We start from the raw sequence: 14848 nt of genomic DNA on the forward strand, positions 1-14848 counted from the left end.
GTAGTTCTCGCCCCCGCTAAGCGCAACGCCTGCGGGGTAATCTCAGCCACAACCCCAGGCCTGTCAGGCTTCGTAGAAGTTATAAATCCCCGCCGCCATCACCAGCTGTGAGGCGACCTCATAGGCCTTTTCACGCCCGACCAGCAGATCGAGCATTTTGAGCGCAAAATCAATTGAGGTCCCCGGCCCCTGGCTGGTAAGCAGGTTAACTCGCGGATCCCAGACGACGCGCTTATCCTGCCACTGATCCGGCGGAATGCGGTCCTTTAGCGCCGGAAAGCCCGTCATATTGCCGATCGGGAAAAGGTTATGTGGCACCAGCACGGTGGCGGCAGCGGCGCAGATGGCGGCAACAATGCGCCCGGAGAGATGAAACTGCCTGACCGTCTCCACCAGCAGCGGGCTGTCGCGGAAATATTCCGCGCCTTTAATGCCGCCTGGCAGGACGATAATGTCGTAATCACCATCTGCCACTTCCACTAGCGGGGCGTCGGCCAGCAGCTTCACGCCGCGCGAACAGACCACGGTCAGGCTTCCATCGCTGGCGACGCTGGCGGTGGTCACCTGCACGCCGCCACGGACCAGCAAATCGATGGTAGTGACCGCTTCGGTCTCTTCGCTACCAGGGGCGAGGCAAATCAGTGCCGACGCGCTCATATTCATTCTCCTTACGCTTTACCAGTTCAAACAAGCGGGCATTTTCCGGTACGGCAAGCCCGTGGGCGCGAGCGCGCTTCAGCAAAAAACCGGTGATATAGTCGATTTCCGTATGACGCTGCGCGCGAATATCCTGCAGCATCGAAGAGATATTTTCTGCCGTACTTTCAATGACCTGATGAACATAAAATAACAGGTTTTCCGGTGAAGTATGAATACCTTCGCGTTCCATGACCGCCGCCACTTCGCGGCAAATCACATCGACTTCCTGCGGATAGTGGCGTAAATCGCCATTCCGGCACTCTTTTAACGCAGTCAGCGGGTTGATGACACAGTTGACCGCCAGCTTGCTCCACGTTGCCGGCAGAATATTATTGTGCCAGGCGACGTCTGGCAGAACGTTTTGCAGGACGTCGGCAAGATAGCTGTAGTCCTCCGGATAGGGCTTTGCCGGGCCAATATGGGTGGTGCCGTTGGCGACGTGAACAATCACGTTACCATCGCGGCGCGCGGCCTGGGTGGTGGAGGCCAGCAGCAGCGGCTGCTGCACGCCTTTTAGCTCATCGACTGTGCCCATGCCGTTATGGATAAGCAGGATCGGCGACGAAGCGGGCAGGGTAGACGCCAGGTTTTTTACCGCGGTGGAGACCTGCCAGGCCTTTAAGGTGACCACCAGCAGGTCGCTGCTGGCGAGAAAGTCGGGATCGTTAGCAGTAAGCGATTCATTAAAGATAGTGCCGTCAGTTTCTACCAGGTTGACGCTACAGAAGGGTTGCGGGACGCGTAACCAGCCCTGGACTTCGTCTGCGTGTTTGTACAACGCGGTAAGCCACAGTTGCCCCAGTGCACCGCATCCAAGTACGGTTACTTTCATTATTCCTCCTCACCTGCGACGTCCTCAGGCATTCATAGCTAAAGTATATACTCGTTGCCTTTCCGGCTGCAGCCTGGCACGGGTTTAGTATGACATCATCGGCTATGCTTGCGGGATAAGCAGTTGAGTTATGCCGCGTTGCGGGTATTATGCAACGCAAAAGCAACAGAAGGAGAGGAAAAGATGCCATCTTTCGATATTGTCTCTGAAGTCGATCTTCAGGAAGTTCGAAACGCCGTAGAGAATGCGACCCGTGAAGTTGAGTCGCGTTTTGATTTTCGTAACGTTGAAGCGAGCTTTGAGCTGAACGAAAAAAACGAGACCATCAAGGTCCTCAGTGAATCTGATTTCCAGATTAACCAGCTGTTGGATATTCTGCGCGCGAAGCTGTTAAAACGCGGTATTGAAGGCAGCTCTATCGAAGTGCCTGACGAGTTCGTGCACAGCGGTAAAACCTGGTTTGTTGATGCCAAACTGAAGCAGGGTATTGAGAGCGCGATGCAGAAAAAAATCGTTAAGCTCATCAAAGACAGCAAGCTGAAGGTGCAGGCACAGATTCAGGGTGAAGAGATTCGCGTGACCGGTAAAGCGCGTGACGACCTGCAGGCCGTGATGGCGCTGGTGCGCGGTGGCGATCTGGGGCAGCCGTTCCAGTTCAAAAACTTCCGCGACTAAGTCGGGATTTTTGCCACGCTGGCGCGAGTGCTTTTCGCCGAACGCCAGCCAGTAAAAAGCGGGGAATTCCCCGCTTTTTTTACGCCCCTTTGATGGCCTGCTCGATCTCGAAGCGGTTGGTCACCTTGCTATCGATTTTGATATACACCGAGCGTTCGTCGGCGATAACCAGCGCCTGCTTGACGCCATCTTTCGCCAGCAACCGCTCCTGTAGCGTTGCATCGGCCAGCACATCCTCAGGGATTTCGACCCGCAGGCTGCTGACATACGGCGGTTCACTCATCGTTCCGGCCACCAGCAGCCACAGCATCGCCAGCAGTGCGCCGAGCAGGAACACGGTTTGCGAATCAAAATAGCCGTCGACCCAGCCGCCCAACGAACCGCCAATCGCCACCCCGAGGAACTGGCTGGTTGAATAGATCCCCATGGCGGTCCCTTTGTAGCCCGCTGGCGACTCTTTACTGATAAGCGATGGGAGCAGAGCTTCCAGCAGGTTAAAGGCCAGGAAGAACAGCTGAACGCCGGCCACCAGCTCCCAGAAGTAACCACCGGCGCCCCACAGCACGATTTCAGCCACCAGAAGAATTGCGATGCAGAACACGAAGACATGCTTCATCTTGCGCTTCACTTCGGCGTAGATGATAAAAGGCACCACTGAGACAAACGACACCAGCATGGTAGCCAGGTAAATTTTCCAGTGCTCGGCGGCAGGGAATCCGGCGGCCTCCAGCTGTCCTGGCAGGGCGACAAACGTCGACATCAGCATGATGTGCAGACACATGATGCCGAAGTTAAGCTTCAGGAGTTTGGGTTCGGCAAGTACTTTACTGAAGCAGCCTTTCACCATCCCGGATTCACGATTCAGCACGTGATTATGGCTGTTGGGCACGACCCACAGCGTCAGCAGGATGCCGATGCTGGCGAGAATAGCGATCATCCAGAACAGGGCGTGCAGGCCCAGCTGGTGGGTGATAATCGGCCCCAGCACCATGGCAAGGGCAAAGGTAACGCCGAAGCTGACGCCAATAAAGGCCATCGCCTTGGTGCGGTTCTGTTCGCGAGTTAAATCGGAAAGGAGCGCCATCACCGCGGCGGCAATCGCACCGGAACCTTGTAACGCGCGCCCGAGGATAATGCCCCAGATAGAGTCGCTGAGGGCCGCGATAATGCTGCCGATCACGAAAATAAGCAGCCCACCGATGATCAGTGGTTTACGGCCAATACGGTCGGAAAGCAGGCCAAACGGGATTTGAAACACCGCCTGCGCCAGACCATAGATGCCAATGGCCAGGCCAATGAGCGCCTCGCTGGCACCTTGTAAAGCCATACCGTAGGTGGTCAGAACCGGCAGAACCATAAACATGCCGAGCATACGCAGCGAGAATACGGTTCCCAGACCCCAGGTTGCGCGCAGTTCACCTGGCGTCATTTTGTTATCGTTCATTACCACCTCAATCTAAAAACTGCGACTAGTGTAGTGGTGGCGGCCAGAAGCGTAAATAAATGTTTGTTTAACAGATATTACGGCTCTGTTGCAGGGTAAGGTAAGCATGGGGAAAATAACGAAACCAGTGGAGAAGGCTCCACTGGCCGGTAGCACTTATTGTAAATTAAAGTCAACCCACTGGCTGCCCGCATCGGCGGATTTGACGCACTGCTCAACCCAGTACACCCCGTGCAGGCCCGCCTCAACGTCCGGGTACCAGAAGTTTTCCAGGAAGGCGCGATCGTTGCGGTCCATGGCATCAATGGCCTGCGCATAGCGACGATAGAGGTTTGCCCAGGCTTCAAACAGTCCCTCGGGATGGCCGCCGCCAATGCGGTCCTCTGCCAGGGCCGCGGGACTGAGATAATTCATGCCGCGCTCGAGAACCCGCGCCGGTTCACCCTGTACCTCGTAGCTCAGCTGATTGGGGCGTTCGTCCCACCATTCGATACTGGCTTTTTCACCGACAACCCGCACCTTTTGCGAGTGCATCGCCCCGCTGTTAACCGCGCTGGTCCACATGGAGCCGACGGCGCCGTTGTCATATTCCATCAGCACGAAGGCGTTATCTTCCAACGGCGCGCGGGATTTCACGAAGCTCTGGCGGGAGCACATCAGACGGCGAATGTTAAGATGAGGCACCATGGTTTCGGCAACAAACAGCGGGTGGGTGGCGAGGTCGCCCAGCACATAGCTTGGGCCGGCATACTTCGGCGTCACGCGCCAGCGGGTCGACTCCGCCTGCAGCTCAACGGCTTCATTATGGAATCCGTGGGCGAACTGCATCGTGATAATACGGATCTGCCCGAGCAGGCCGTCCGCAATCATCTGGCGCGCCTGCTGAATCATCTGATAACCGGCATAGCCGTAGGTGACGCCGACGATTTTATTGTGCTTTCTGCTTAAGGCCAGCAGCTCCTGAGCTTCGGCGGCGGTAAAGCACAGTGGTTTTTCGCACACCACATGCAGCCCTGCCTCCAGCGCCGCTTTGGTGATAGCGAAATGGGTGTTGTTCGGCGTGGTCACCGAGACGACTTCAATCCCGTCAGGACGCTGCGCTTCTTCGCGAAACAGCGTCTGGTAATCGGCGTAGCAGCGTTCCGGCATCACCCCAAGCTGTTCGCCAAACTGGCGCCCGCGTTGAGCATCAATATCAAATGCGCCGGCCAGCAGGGTGAAGACATTGTCGCGCAGCGCGGCAGAGCGGTGGCTGTAGCCAATCTGGCTGGTGGAACCGCCGCCGACCATGCCCCAACGCAGGGAGCGAGACAGGGGTTTGGTGCCGTTTAACATGGTGATCTCCTGTATAGAAACTAGATATAGGAACGACAAACAGCCAATAACAGAGAAATGGCGACCCACGTACCGGTTGTGGTCGTGAGTCGCGCGATGATTGGTACTCACTGCAGGATTACATTTCGCCGCGTGCCTCGCGCCGTTTTAACTCGTCCATGATCTGTGGATACTGGCGGTCCAGACGGTAAAACAGCAGGGTAATAATGACGATGATCCACAGGAAGAATGAACCGTAGACGTAAACGAGGTTGATCATATCGATCGCCGTTTGCGGCTGAACGCCGGCACCGCTGCTGGAGCTGACGTAGCCGGCCATGCTGAGCAGGCCGGAGATCACTGCCGCCGCGATCCCGGCGCCAAGCTTGGTCCCGACCGAGCCGGCGGAGAAAATCATTCCCTCTTGTCTGACCCGGGTCTTCCACTGGCCGAATTCGACCGCATCCCCACAAAAGCCAAAGAGTACGGCGTTCAGCGGCGCGAAACCGATGCCGCGAATAATGGCGTTTGCCAGGGTGGCGTGGTAGTCGCCGGAGCTAAACATAAACATCACCTGACCCAGCGTCGCCAGCACAATACCGCACAGCGCTACGTTGCGTTTACCGTACTTACGGATCGGGATAGAGCTGAGAAAAGTGAAAATAATGATACAAGCGGTTTCAGCCACGAAAATGGAACTGTAGAAGGTGTCGTCGCCGAGCACATAACGGCAGTAGTAGGGCATGGCGATCCCTACCACGGTGTAGTAGACACTCTGGGCGGTCCACAGAATGGCACTGGCCCAGAAGTACTGGTTACGGAACAGAGCGCTGAGTTGGGTTTTAACCGGTACTTTCCCTTGTTTTTCCCGTGCCTTGATCACCACTTTCTCTTCACACTGATAGAAACAGAACAGCAGCAGTAACAGCGCCAGAAACGCCCAAATCGCCATGGTTTTGATCCATGCGGCCTGGTCGTCGCCGAAATATTTCACCAGCGGCAACGTACAGGCAACGGCGAGAATGCGCCCGAAGGGGGACATCGACATGCGGGTGATACTGAGTAAATCTCTCTCCCATGACGTACGGGTCATCATGGCAGAGAGGCTGCCGTAAGGAAGATTGATTGCGGTGTAACAAATGGTGGTGCAGAAGTTATAGGCCACCAGCAAATAGATGAACTGCAGCGTGGCGGTGGTCTGTGGCACAGTGAACAGCAGGATCGCCGACAGGGCGTAGGGAACGCTCATCCACAGCAGCCAGGGGCGAGATTTGCCCCATTTTGAATTGGTGCGCTCAACGACCAGGCCCATGACCACATCCGAGACGCCATCAAACAGGCGCGATATCAGCATCACCAGGCCGACCGTGGCGATGCTGATACCGACATAATCGGTATAGAACAGCGTTAACACCGTGCCGATCATGCCAAACACGACGTTGCAGGCGGTATCGCCACCGCCATAGGCGATTCGGGTGGTCCAGGTCAGTTTATCGCCACGCGTTGCTGTGGGAGAGAGAAGGAGCTGTTGTTCACTCATAGTCTATTCCTTAGTCGGGGAACACGTAAGGACCTCTGTGCCGGCGCCACCGACACAACCTCATCCTGAAGAATGGTTAGCAATAAATGAAAATATTTATTTCATTTATATATTATATGAAATAAAATTTTTATTTGTGAGATGAGGATCTAAAAATGATAAAGATCATAAATAACATTTAACATTTGAATAAAAGCGGCTAAACAGCATTAATGGTGCAGAAAATCAGCGTATTAACCATGTGGTTACTAATGAGACTGGCAAGGGTACAGCAGAATGTCGGGGAAACTGTGAGGTGAATCGATAAGGCATGATATTTTCATTTTAAAATTTATTGAAATTTATTTTCTTTTTTCCTGTGGTCAGCGGATGAAAAAACAGGTACAGCGGACGGCTGTACCTGTATCGGATCAGGCTGCTTCGCTTGCCGCCTGTTGAATGGCGGCAATCACCTCCAGTGACCGAAGTGCGTCAGCAGCATCGATCAGCGGTTGCTCCTCACCGGCGATCACCCGGATAAAGTGGCGCAGCTGCAGCTCGAACGGATCGATAGCCTCGACGCTTAGCCGGTCGCTCTGCAGCGGATGGAGCCAGCCGCGCTCTTCGCCGTAGCGCCACCACTGCATCTGCGGGATCGCCAGCGCGCCGAGGGTGCCGGAAATCAGATAGCAGTTTTCCGGAGTGTGGGCGTAGATGGCATTTTCCCCGGAGTTCATCTCCCAGCTCCACGGGCCGACGCCGCTGTCGGTAAGCACCGCACTACCCAGCGCTCCGCTGATAAAACGCAGGTTAACCACCGCGCTGTCTTCATTGGCGAACTGCCGTACGGCGTGAGACGTAAAGGCCTGCACCTGCTCGATTTCACCGAACAGATAGCGCATCAGGTCAATATCATGTACCAGGTTGACCAGCAGCGGCCCGGCACCGGGCTCGCGTCGCCAGGCGACATCAAAATAGTCGTCAGGCTTTTGCAAAATCCAGTGCGCGGAGACGCTGACGATGCGGCCCAACTGGCCGCCGTCAATCAGCGCCTTAGCGGCGGCGATAAGCGCGTTATGCCGCCGGTGATGGCCCACCAGTACCGGCACCTGATGGTGCGCGGCGGCATCAACCAGCGCTCTGGCGCCTGCCGGAGAGTCGGCGACCGGCTTTTCAACCAGCACCGGGATCCCACGTTCAATACAGGCGAGGGCGCAGGGGACATGCAGTTTGTTGGGTGTGGCATTAATGACGCCCTGAGGCCGCGCGGTTTCCAGCATGGCCTCCACGTTGTCATACCACGGGACGTCCAGAGACTGCGCTAGCGCCTGTGCCTGCGGCGAAGGGTCGGCGAGGGCCACAAGCTCCACCTGCGGATTGTTGCGGATCACCGCAATATGTTTGCGCCCGATGGCACCCGCGCCGATAACGGCAAGACCTATTTTGCTCACGACAAGCTCCTCAGTGAGGGAGAAGAAGGGGAGGCGGGTTGCGCATCGGCATCCGTGGCAAACAGCCCTTTGATGAGTAGCCCAATCACGGTTAACGCCGCCGGTATCCCGAGAATTAAGAACACGTGTTCGAAGCTGAAATTCAGCGCCATCATCTCTGCGCCGGCAAAGGCGCTGAGGATCGCGCCGATCCGGCCAACGCCGTGCATCCAGCTGGAGCCGGTGGCGCGTGCCTGGGTCGGGTAGTAGCGAGCGGAAAGCGCGTTCATGCCGGTATTGGCGCCGTTAAGGCAGGCCCCGCTGACAAAAGCCAGCAAGCACAACAGCGTAAAGCTGGCTGCGGCATAGCCCATCGCCATGGTAAACAGGCCGCCGATGGCATAAATCAACCCCAGCGCCCGATGCGGGTTAATGCGGTCCATCAGCCATCCGGCAAACAGGGAACCGACGGTGCCGCCGGCCTGATAAATGGCGGTCATGATGGCCGCCTGGCTGACGGTCAGTCCAACCTCTTTTACCAGCGTCGGCAGCCAGCTGCCGAGGATATAGACCAGAAACAGCCCCATAAAATAGACCAGCCACAGCATCATGGAACCGAGGCGATACTGGCGAGAGAGAACAAGGCGCATAGCGCTGCGGTGAACGGGCTGGGTCGGGAGAGTGAATTCGGCATCATCGGCGATCTGCCCCGGATAGAGCTGCTGCAGGATCTTGCGGATACGCGCCGCGGGGGCGCCTTTGACCACCAGAAAACGCACCGACTCCGGCAGCAACCAGATTAGCACCGGCGCGAACAGCAGCGGCAGGATCCCGCCGAGCGCCATCAGCGAATGCCAGCCAAACTGCGGGATCAGCCACGAGGCGGAAAACCCGCCCGCGGCAGCGCCGAAGGTAAACCCGCAAAAAATCACCGTAATCAGAAAAGAACGCTGGCGTTCAGGGGCATATTCCGACACCAGAGTGCCGATATTGGGCATAGCCGCGCCCAGACCCAGCCCGGTCATAAAGCGGAAGAAAATCATCTGTTCGATGTTGTGGGAAAAAGCAGTGGCAATGGTCCAGAAGCCGAAGAAAAAGACGCTGTTGATGATGATTTTTTTGCGCCCCAGCCAGTCGGCGAGTGGCCCGGACAACATCGCCCCCAGCGCCAGGCCAATCAGCGCGGCGCTAATGACAAAACCGAGCTCATAGTTGCTGACTCCCCATTCATGTTTCAGCGTTGGGGCGATAAACCCCATGATCGCAATATCAAAACCATCGAGGGCAATCACGCAGAAGCCTAAGAAAACCACCAGTTTCTGAAAGCGGCTGAGCGGGTTGCGGTTGATTAACTCTCTGACATCCAGGCGTTGGGTCTGTGTCATCGGCTTTTCCTTATGCGCAGGGACGCAGGTAAGCCTGCGCGGCGTTGAACAGTAACTGTGCGCGGGTGAGGGCAGGCAATGCGCCCTGGTCACCGCTTAACGGCACTTCCAGCGATACCGGCAAGGTGGTCGGCAGCGCGGACATCAGACCGTGCAGATCCAGTCCGCCTTCGCCCGGGACGTTGCGTGCGGACCGCGCCTGGCGGATTAACTCTTGTTCGTTATCGGGGATCTGCGCTGGGGCATCGCACAGCTGCATATAGTTGAGGCATGACGGCGGCAGGGTAGCGAGGCTGGAGAGCGACTCTCCGGCGCGCCAGAAATGGATGGCGTCAACCAGAATACCGACGTCCGAACGCCCGCTGGCGGCAATCAGCCGTTGGGCATCGGCGAGGGTGCGTAGTTGGGTCCACGGCATTGGCTCCAGATTCATGGTTAACCCGTAGGGCTGGCCCGCTTCTGCGAGCGCGGCAAGGTTCTGCGCACTGCGCGTCAGGTTGTCGTCGTTGCCGGCCACCAGCACCTGGCGGGCTCCCAGCCGTGCGGCGGTTTCGAGAAAACAGTTCAGCCGTGCATCGATCGCAAAGTCGTGAGTCAGTCGCAGGATTTCAACGTCCGATACCTGGATACCGGTCTCCATTAACGCCGCCAGCGTGCTGCGCACGGTGGCGGTATCGCCGAGCATATCGTAGTCAGGATCGGTCGGCGTGGCGGGAAGCAGGCGCAGGCCGACGTGGGTAAAACCGGTTTTTGCCGCGATCCGCACCTGTTCCGGGGGCGGAACGTCGAGCACGGTGAGGGCGGCGAGTGACAGGGTACGCATGTTCATAAAAGGCTCCGGTACAGTTACAGGTGATTGTTGTTATGTGTACTGCTGTCCCTGGTAAGATGTTGTTTATTAGGTTTTTTATTGTGTTTGCTGCCAGTTTTTACCGACCAGATAGCCAAAGGTCATCGCCGGGCCTAGGGTGATACCGCCGCTGGGGTAGTAACCCTGCATCACGCTCGACATATCGTTACCAATGGCATACAGGCCTGAAATGGGTTGCTGCTGCGCATCGAGAACCCGTGCCTGTTCATCGGTTTTCAGCCCGCTAAACGAGCCCAGTGAACCGGGCAGAATACGCACGGCATAAAACGGGGCCTGGGTCAGCGGCCCGAGCGTCGGATGATGCGGATGGCTGGCATCACCCTGCGCCCGGTTGTAGGCCGAGGCACCGCGTTGGAACTCCGGGTCTTCGCCTTGGGTGGCGAAAGTATTAAAGCGGGCCACCGTGGCGGTCAGTTTTCCGGCATCAATGGCGCATTGCTCCGCCAGCCCGGCCAGCGTATCCGCCGTGCGGAGATAGCCCGTGCGCAGCCATGCCTTCGGTGAAAAGGGAAACGGCCGCGCATGGCCCAGACCGTAACGGCGCAGGGCCAGGCTGTCGGCGATAAGCCACGCGTGTGGCTGTTCACCCGCCGGGGTGGCGGCCAGCAGCGCGGCGATAAAGTCATGATAAGAGTCGGCTTCGTTGGTGAAGCGCGTGCCGTCGGGCAGGACGGCGATAAACCCTGGTTTCGCCCGTTCGACCAGATGTGGGAAGACCAGCTGCAGCCCGCTGGCGAGGGTCACCCGGGAGACCGGCGCCCAGGCCATAGCATGATGCAGCGTGGTGTCGAACTGACCGCCGACCGACTCCCCGAGGCGAATCCCCTCGCCCTGATTGCCCGGCGGGGCGGCGGAGAAGTGACCATAACCATCCGCGGCGTGCGGAACATGCTGCGCCAGACGCTGGCGATCGTGAGGGAACCCGCCGCAGGCAAGGATCACCTTGCTGGCGTGAACCGTCATCTCACTGTCATCAGTACGCAGCACCGCACCGTTGACGCCGTCAGCGGTGGTCAGCAGTCGCACCACCGGGGCATTCAACATCATGGTGACGCCGGCATCGAGCGCTGAGCGCAGCAGACGCGCCATCAGCGCGTTGCCGTTAACCAGATGTTGCCCGCGCCCGGCGCGCAACCGTTGCCAACCGTGGCGCAGCAGACGCCGGGTGGCATACAGCGCCGATCGTGGTGAACGAGTCGCGTTAAAAAAGTGCGCCATATCGGCGCCGCCGGCGATGCCCATGCCAGCAAGACTGATGGTTTCCAGCGGCGGGCGCAGGCGATGCAGCCAGTCGCCCAGTTGGCGTCCGTCGTAGGGTTGCGCCGTCACCGAACGTCCGCCCTGAGCGTAGCCCGGGGAAGAGTGAAAGTCGGGCATTTTGCTACCGGAGAGGAACTGCACCGCGGTATGGCGGCGGAAGAAGTCAATCATCTCCGGGCCATACTGCAGGAAGTTGAGCAGGCGGGCATCGGCGGGCTGTCCGCCCATTTCATGCTGTAAATAGGTCAACGGTGCGTCGTCATCCTCGTGAATACCCTCTTCACGGGCTAGCGGATTATGCGGGATCCACAGCCAGCCGCCCGACCAGGCGCTGGTGCCGCCAATCACCGACTCCTTTTCCGTCAGCAGCACGCTGGCGCCGTTGAGGGCAGCGGTTACCGCGGCAGCAAGCCCCGCGGCACCGGAGCCAACGACCAGCACATCCACCTTTTTATGCCCGCTCATCTCCGGCCCCTTATTGCAGTGGTGAAAAATCAACGGGGCGCAGCAGCACCGACTCCAGCCGCTCAACGGCTGCCAGTTCACGGTTTTTGCGCGAGAAGGTCAGCCAACGATCGTCCTGCGCCATGCGCCCGCGGCGAACCAGGCGATCGTCGAGGCTCTCGTAAGCCCAGATATGCACCACCTGATTGACCACGCCGATTTCGGTGAAGAAAAAGCCGATCAGGGTGCCCAGGTGCTCGGTCTGTACGGCGTAGGCATCGCTTTTATACAGCGCCAGCCAGTCGGCCATTTTTAACGGGTTGATGGTGTAGGTGCGTTTTTCATAGATCATGATGTTCTCCTGTTGATGATGAGGTGTGGTGTGCCATATGGCGGGCTGAAAGGTAGCCGAAGGTTAGCGCCGGGCCGAGCGTGATCCCGGGGCCGGGATAGGTTCCCGCCATCATGGAATCCATATCGTTGCCGACGGCATAAAGGCCGGGGATCGGCTGGTTGTGCTGATTGACGACCTGGGCATTTTCGGTAGTGACCAGACCGCGTGAAGTGCCCAAATCGCCGGTATACAGGGTGATGGCATAAAACGGAGCGTTGACCAGTGGTGCGTTACAGGCGTTGGGTTGGTGCCCCGGATCGCCCATCGCCCGGTTATAGCTGTTGCCGCCTTTGGCGAATTCCCGGTCCTGACCCTGGGTGGCGTCGCGGTTGTAACGGGAGACGGTATCGACCAGGGTTTGTGCGTCGATCCCCAACTGCTGCGCTAGCCCGGCAAGCGAGTCCGCTTTATGCAGATAACCGGCTTTTACCAGCGCGTCGTTGTTGACCGGGGCCGGGCGCGCCAGGCCCAGCCCGTAGCGTTTCATCGCCTGCGCATCGCCAATCATGAAGCACGGGGCGTTATCGGGATGGCTTTGCATGGCGCTGGCAAAGTGGTGATACGAGTTCGATTCATTGACGAAGCGTTTCCCGCGCTGGTTGACGGCGATGACGCCCGGCTTGGCCCGGTCGGTGACCAGGTGCGGGAAGCGTTCTTCGCGACCGTCGGCGTGACGCAGCACCGAGACCGGCGCCCAGAAAAAGTTAGAGGGTAGATCGGCGCCTTCCTGCGCGTTGACCGTGCTGGCGAGACGCAATGCGGCCCCGTCGTTGGCAGCGGGCGACATCGAGTAGTGCTCGCGGGTATGCGGGCGGTATTGCGCCGCCAGTTGCCCGGCGGCAAACCCGCCGGCGGCCAGCACCACACCACGGCGAGCCAGCAGCGTCTCCTGTTGCCCGTTGTGCTCAATGGTGACACCGGTGACGGCACCATCTTGCTCCACCAGGGACAGGACGTTGACGTTCAGGCGCAGCGTCATGCCTTTGCGCAGTGCCACGGTTGCCATGCGGGCAATCAGCGCGTTGCCCATCGCCAGGCGGGTGCCGCGATGATGTTTGAGGCGGTCGCGGCCGTAGCGCAGCAGCAGCTTTGTGCAGTGCGATAACGAGCGTAGCGAGCGGCGCATATCGAGGAAATGCTGAATATCAACGCGGTTCACCATCATGCCGCCAAACAACAGCATGCCCGGCGGCGGCGCGCGGAGATCGCGAAAGCGCTCGCCGAGCAGGCGGCCGTCATACTCGACCACTTCCAGCGCGCGTCCGGTATCGACTGCGCCGGGTTCATCAGGGTAATAGTCCGGTGAGAGCGGGCGCAGGCTGTACTTTACTGCACCCTCTTGCTCGAGATAGGCCAGCGCCTCGCGACCGGAAGCAACAAACGCCTCGACGATCTCCGGGCGGTAATGCTGTTCACCGATAATGGTCTTCAGATAGGTTTTGATCTCCTCAGCGGTGCCGCTTTTGCCCTGTGCCCGCGCCTGGTCGGTATCGTTGATCCACACTGCGCCGCCGGAAATTGCCGAGGTGCCGCCGAACTGTGGCGCTTTTTCCAGCATCAGCACCGACAGCCCCTGGCAGCAGGCGGTGACGGCGGCAGCAAACCCGCCGGCGCCACTGCCGATGACAATCACGTCCCAGTTGTTCATGCCGCGGCTCCTTGCGCCTGCGGGATCGCGCCGATGAACTGCCCCATCAGCTGCATTTGCGCCAGCGCCATTTCCGGCCCGGTCTGGACTATGCAACCGCGTGCCTTGGCAAAGGTCAGCAGGGGCGTCATCACCGGGGCGGTGACGACGTCGGCGACGTGGGTTGTCGCGTCGAGCGTCTCCAGCAGGGGCTGCGGCAGAGGCAGCGGATCGAAATTGGCCATTCCCGCCGGAGAACCGTTCACCAGCAAATCAATGCCGCTCAGGGTCTCGGGCAGGGGGGTGAGGATCACCTCAGGGAAGTGGGTGGCGAGGCGGTTATGCAGCAGCTGCAAGGTGGCCGGGTTCTGGTCGTGCAGCGCCAACTGGCGGATGCCGGCTTCGCACAACCCCCATGCAATAGCGCTCCCGACGCCGCCGCAGCCGGAAAGCAGCGCGCTTTTTCCCGCCGCCTGAAAGCCGTGAGCGTCAGCGGCAAGGGCGAAGCCAACGCCGTCCAGCATATCGCCCTGCAGACGGCCATCCGCCAGCTTGCGTACCACATTGACGGCGTTGAGGTGGCGGGCGCGGGGCGTGAGCTCATCAACCAGCGCGGCGGCGCGCTGTTTGTGCGGCACGGTAACCAGTACGCCGCTCATGTTTTGCCAGCCGCGCAGCGCCTGCAGATAGTCAGCCACCGACTCGGGGGCGATATCCACCGGGATCATCACGCTGTCCATCTGCTGGTCAGCGAAATAGCGGTTGAAGTTCTCCGGCGATTTTACCTGGGTAATCGGATGGCCGATAACGGCGACGACCTGCGTGAATCCACTGACCATTTCAAACCTCATTTGTTAAATGAATGTTGTGAAAGTATTTCAGTGGAACCTGAGAGCGACAACGCAGAATTCGGACGTATTGGTTGTTAATCGCACCACCACTGCGATAATCGCA

At 58.6% G+C, this 14848-nt stretch carries 13 protein-coding genes; 1 reads left to right on the top strand and 12 read right to left on the bottom strand.

Going from position 1 to position 14848, the window contains the following annotated elements; all coding sequences use genetic code 11:
* Positions 1-63: 63 nt before the first annotated feature.
* Together yajL and panE are read right to left on the bottom strand one after the other, a co-directional pair.
* Positions 64-657: a protein deglycase YajL gene (gene yajL / locus ACMYSO_RS19430; RefSeq protein WP_434666951.1), complete on the bottom strand. Its 594-nt coding sequence runs from the start codon at positions 655-657 to the stop codon at positions 64-66.
* Entirely contained in the window at positions 620-1531 is a 912-nt protein-coding gene (panE, locus tag ACMYSO_RS19435; protein ID WP_434666954.1) for a 2-dehydropantoate 2-reductase, read from the bottom strand. The genes yajL and panE overlap by 38 nt, the downstream gene beginning before the upstream one ends.
* A 183-nt stretch (positions 1532-1714) precedes the next feature.
* Here panE and ACMYSO_RS19440 point away from each other — a divergent pair, with 183 nt between their 5' ends.
* Positions 1715-2206 carry a YajQ family cyclic di-GMP-binding protein gene (locus ACMYSO_RS19440; RefSeq protein ID WP_123755681.1) on the top strand — a complete coding sequence of 164 codons (492 nt, stop codon included), beginning with the start codon at positions 1715-1717 and terminating at the stop codon, positions 2204-2206.
* Positions 2207-2285: 79 nt separating this feature from the next.
* Here ACMYSO_RS19440 and ACMYSO_RS19445 read toward each other — a convergent pair whose 3' ends face one another.
* The 10 genes from ACMYSO_RS19445 to ACMYSO_RS19490 form a co-directional block, all read right to left on the bottom strand.
* Positions 2286-3650 carry an MFS transporter gene (locus ACMYSO_RS19445; protein ID WP_434666957.1) on the bottom strand — a complete coding sequence of 455 codons (1365 nt, stop codon included), beginning with the start codon at positions 3648-3650 and terminating at the stop codon, positions 2286-2288.
* 156 nt (positions 3651-3806) lie between these two features.
* Positions 3807-4985 carry a Gfo/Idh/MocA family protein gene (locus tag ACMYSO_RS19450; RefSeq protein ID WP_434666960.1) on the bottom strand — a complete coding sequence of 393 codons (1179 nt, stop codon included), beginning with the start codon at positions 4983-4985 and terminating at the stop codon, positions 3807-3809.
* 118 nt (positions 4986-5103) lie between these two features.
* Complete coding sequence (locus ACMYSO_RS19455) at positions 5104-6504, bottom strand: MFS transporter (RefSeq protein ID WP_434666962.1); 1401 nt, start codon at positions 6502-6504, stop codon at positions 5104-5106.
* Between the two features lie 410 nt (positions 6505-6914).
* A complete protein-coding gene (locus tag ACMYSO_RS19460) occupies positions 6915-7934 on the bottom strand; it encodes a Gfo/Idh/MocA family protein (RefSeq protein ID WP_434666965.1) in 1020 nt (339 codons plus the stop codon).
* Positions 7931-9298, bottom strand: coding sequence for an MFS transporter (locus tag ACMYSO_RS19465; protein ID WP_434666968.1), 1368 nt, complete (start codon positions 9296-9298; stop codon positions 7931-7933). The genes ACMYSO_RS19460 and ACMYSO_RS19465 overlap by 4 nt, the downstream gene beginning before the upstream one ends.
* A gap of 10 nt (positions 9299-9308) precedes the next feature.
* Positions 9309-10127: a sugar phosphate isomerase/epimerase family protein gene (locus ACMYSO_RS19470; protein ID WP_434666971.1), complete on the bottom strand. Its 819-nt coding sequence runs from the start codon at positions 10125-10127 to the stop codon at positions 9309-9311.
* Between the two features lie 78 nt (positions 10128-10205).
* Positions 10206-11894 carry an FAD-dependent oxidoreductase gene (locus ACMYSO_RS19475; protein ID WP_434666974.1) on the bottom strand — a complete coding sequence of 563 codons (1689 nt, stop codon included), beginning with the start codon at positions 11892-11894 and terminating at the stop codon, positions 10206-10208.
* A gap of 10 nt (positions 11895-11904) precedes the next feature.
* Entirely contained in the window at positions 11905-12225 is a 321-nt protein-coding gene (locus tag ACMYSO_RS19480; RefSeq protein WP_434586163.1) for an NIPSNAP family protein, read from the bottom strand.
* Positions 12215-13915, bottom strand: a complete 1701-nt coding sequence (locus tag ACMYSO_RS19485) for an FAD-dependent oxidoreductase (RefSeq protein WP_434666977.1) — start codon at positions 13913-13915, stop codon at positions 12215-12217. The genes ACMYSO_RS19480 and ACMYSO_RS19485 overlap by 11 nt, the downstream gene beginning before the upstream one ends.
* Positions 13912-14733: a shikimate dehydrogenase family protein gene (locus ACMYSO_RS19490; RefSeq protein ID WP_434666980.1), complete on the bottom strand. Its 822-nt coding sequence runs from the start codon at positions 14731-14733 to the stop codon at positions 13912-13914. The genes ACMYSO_RS19485 and ACMYSO_RS19490 overlap by 4 nt, the downstream gene beginning before the upstream one ends.
* Between the last annotated feature and the right edge of the window lie 115 nt (positions 14734-14848).

Origin of the sequence: Klebsiella sp. B345, assembly GCF_051131735.1 — a bacterium.
Lineage (GTDB): Bacteria > Pseudomonadota > Gammaproteobacteria > Enterobacterales > Enterobacteriaceae > Klebsiella.

Bases quoted from the DNA above. Each gene is read 5' to 3' on its own strand.
- ACMYSO_RS19470 (WP_434666971.1), bottom strand. From the start codon at position 10,127: ATGAACATGCGTACCCTGTCACTCGCCGCCCTCACCGTGCTCGACGTT.
- ACMYSO_RS19475 (WP_434666974.1), bottom strand. From the start codon at position 11,894: ATGAGCGGGCATAAAAAGGTGGATGTGCTGGTCGTTGGCTCCGGTGCC.
- ACMYSO_RS19455 (WP_434666962.1), bottom strand. From the start codon at position 6,504: ATGAGTGAACAACAGCTCCTTCTCTCTCCCACAGCAACGCGTGGCGAT.
- ACMYSO_RS19485 (WP_434666977.1), bottom strand. From the start codon at position 13,915: ATGAACAACTGGGACGTGATTGTCATCGGCAGTGGCGCCGGCGGGTTT.
- ACMYSO_RS19450 (WP_434666960.1), bottom strand. From the start codon at position 4,985: ATGTTAAACGGCACCAAACCCCTGTCTCGCTCCCTGCGTTGGGGCATG.
- ACMYSO_RS19465 (WP_434666968.1), bottom strand. From the start codon at position 9,298: ATGACACAGACCCAACGCCTGGATGTCAGAGAGTTAATCAACCGCAAC.
- panE (WP_434666954.1), bottom strand. From the start codon at position 1,531: ATGAAAGTAACCGTACTTGGATGCGGTGCACTGGGGCAACTGTGGCTT.
- yajL (WP_434666951.1), bottom strand. From the start codon at position 657: ATGAGCGCGTCGGCACTGATTTGCCTCGCCCCTGGTAGCGAAGAGACC.
- ACMYSO_RS19445 (WP_434666957.1), bottom strand. From the start codon at position 3,650: ATGAACGATAACAAAATGACGCCAGGTGAACTGCGCGCAACCTGGGGT.
- ACMYSO_RS19490 (WP_434666980.1), bottom strand. From the start codon at position 14,733: ATGGTCAGTGGATTCACGCAGGTCGTCGCCGTTATCGGCCATCCGATT.
- ACMYSO_RS19440 (WP_123755681.1), top strand. From the start codon at position 1,715: ATGCCATCTTTCGATATTGTCTCTGAAGTCGATCTTCAGGAAGTTCGA.
- ACMYSO_RS19480 (WP_434586163.1), bottom strand. From the start codon at position 12,225: ATGATCTATGAAAAACGCACCTACACCATCAACCCGTTAAAAATGGCC.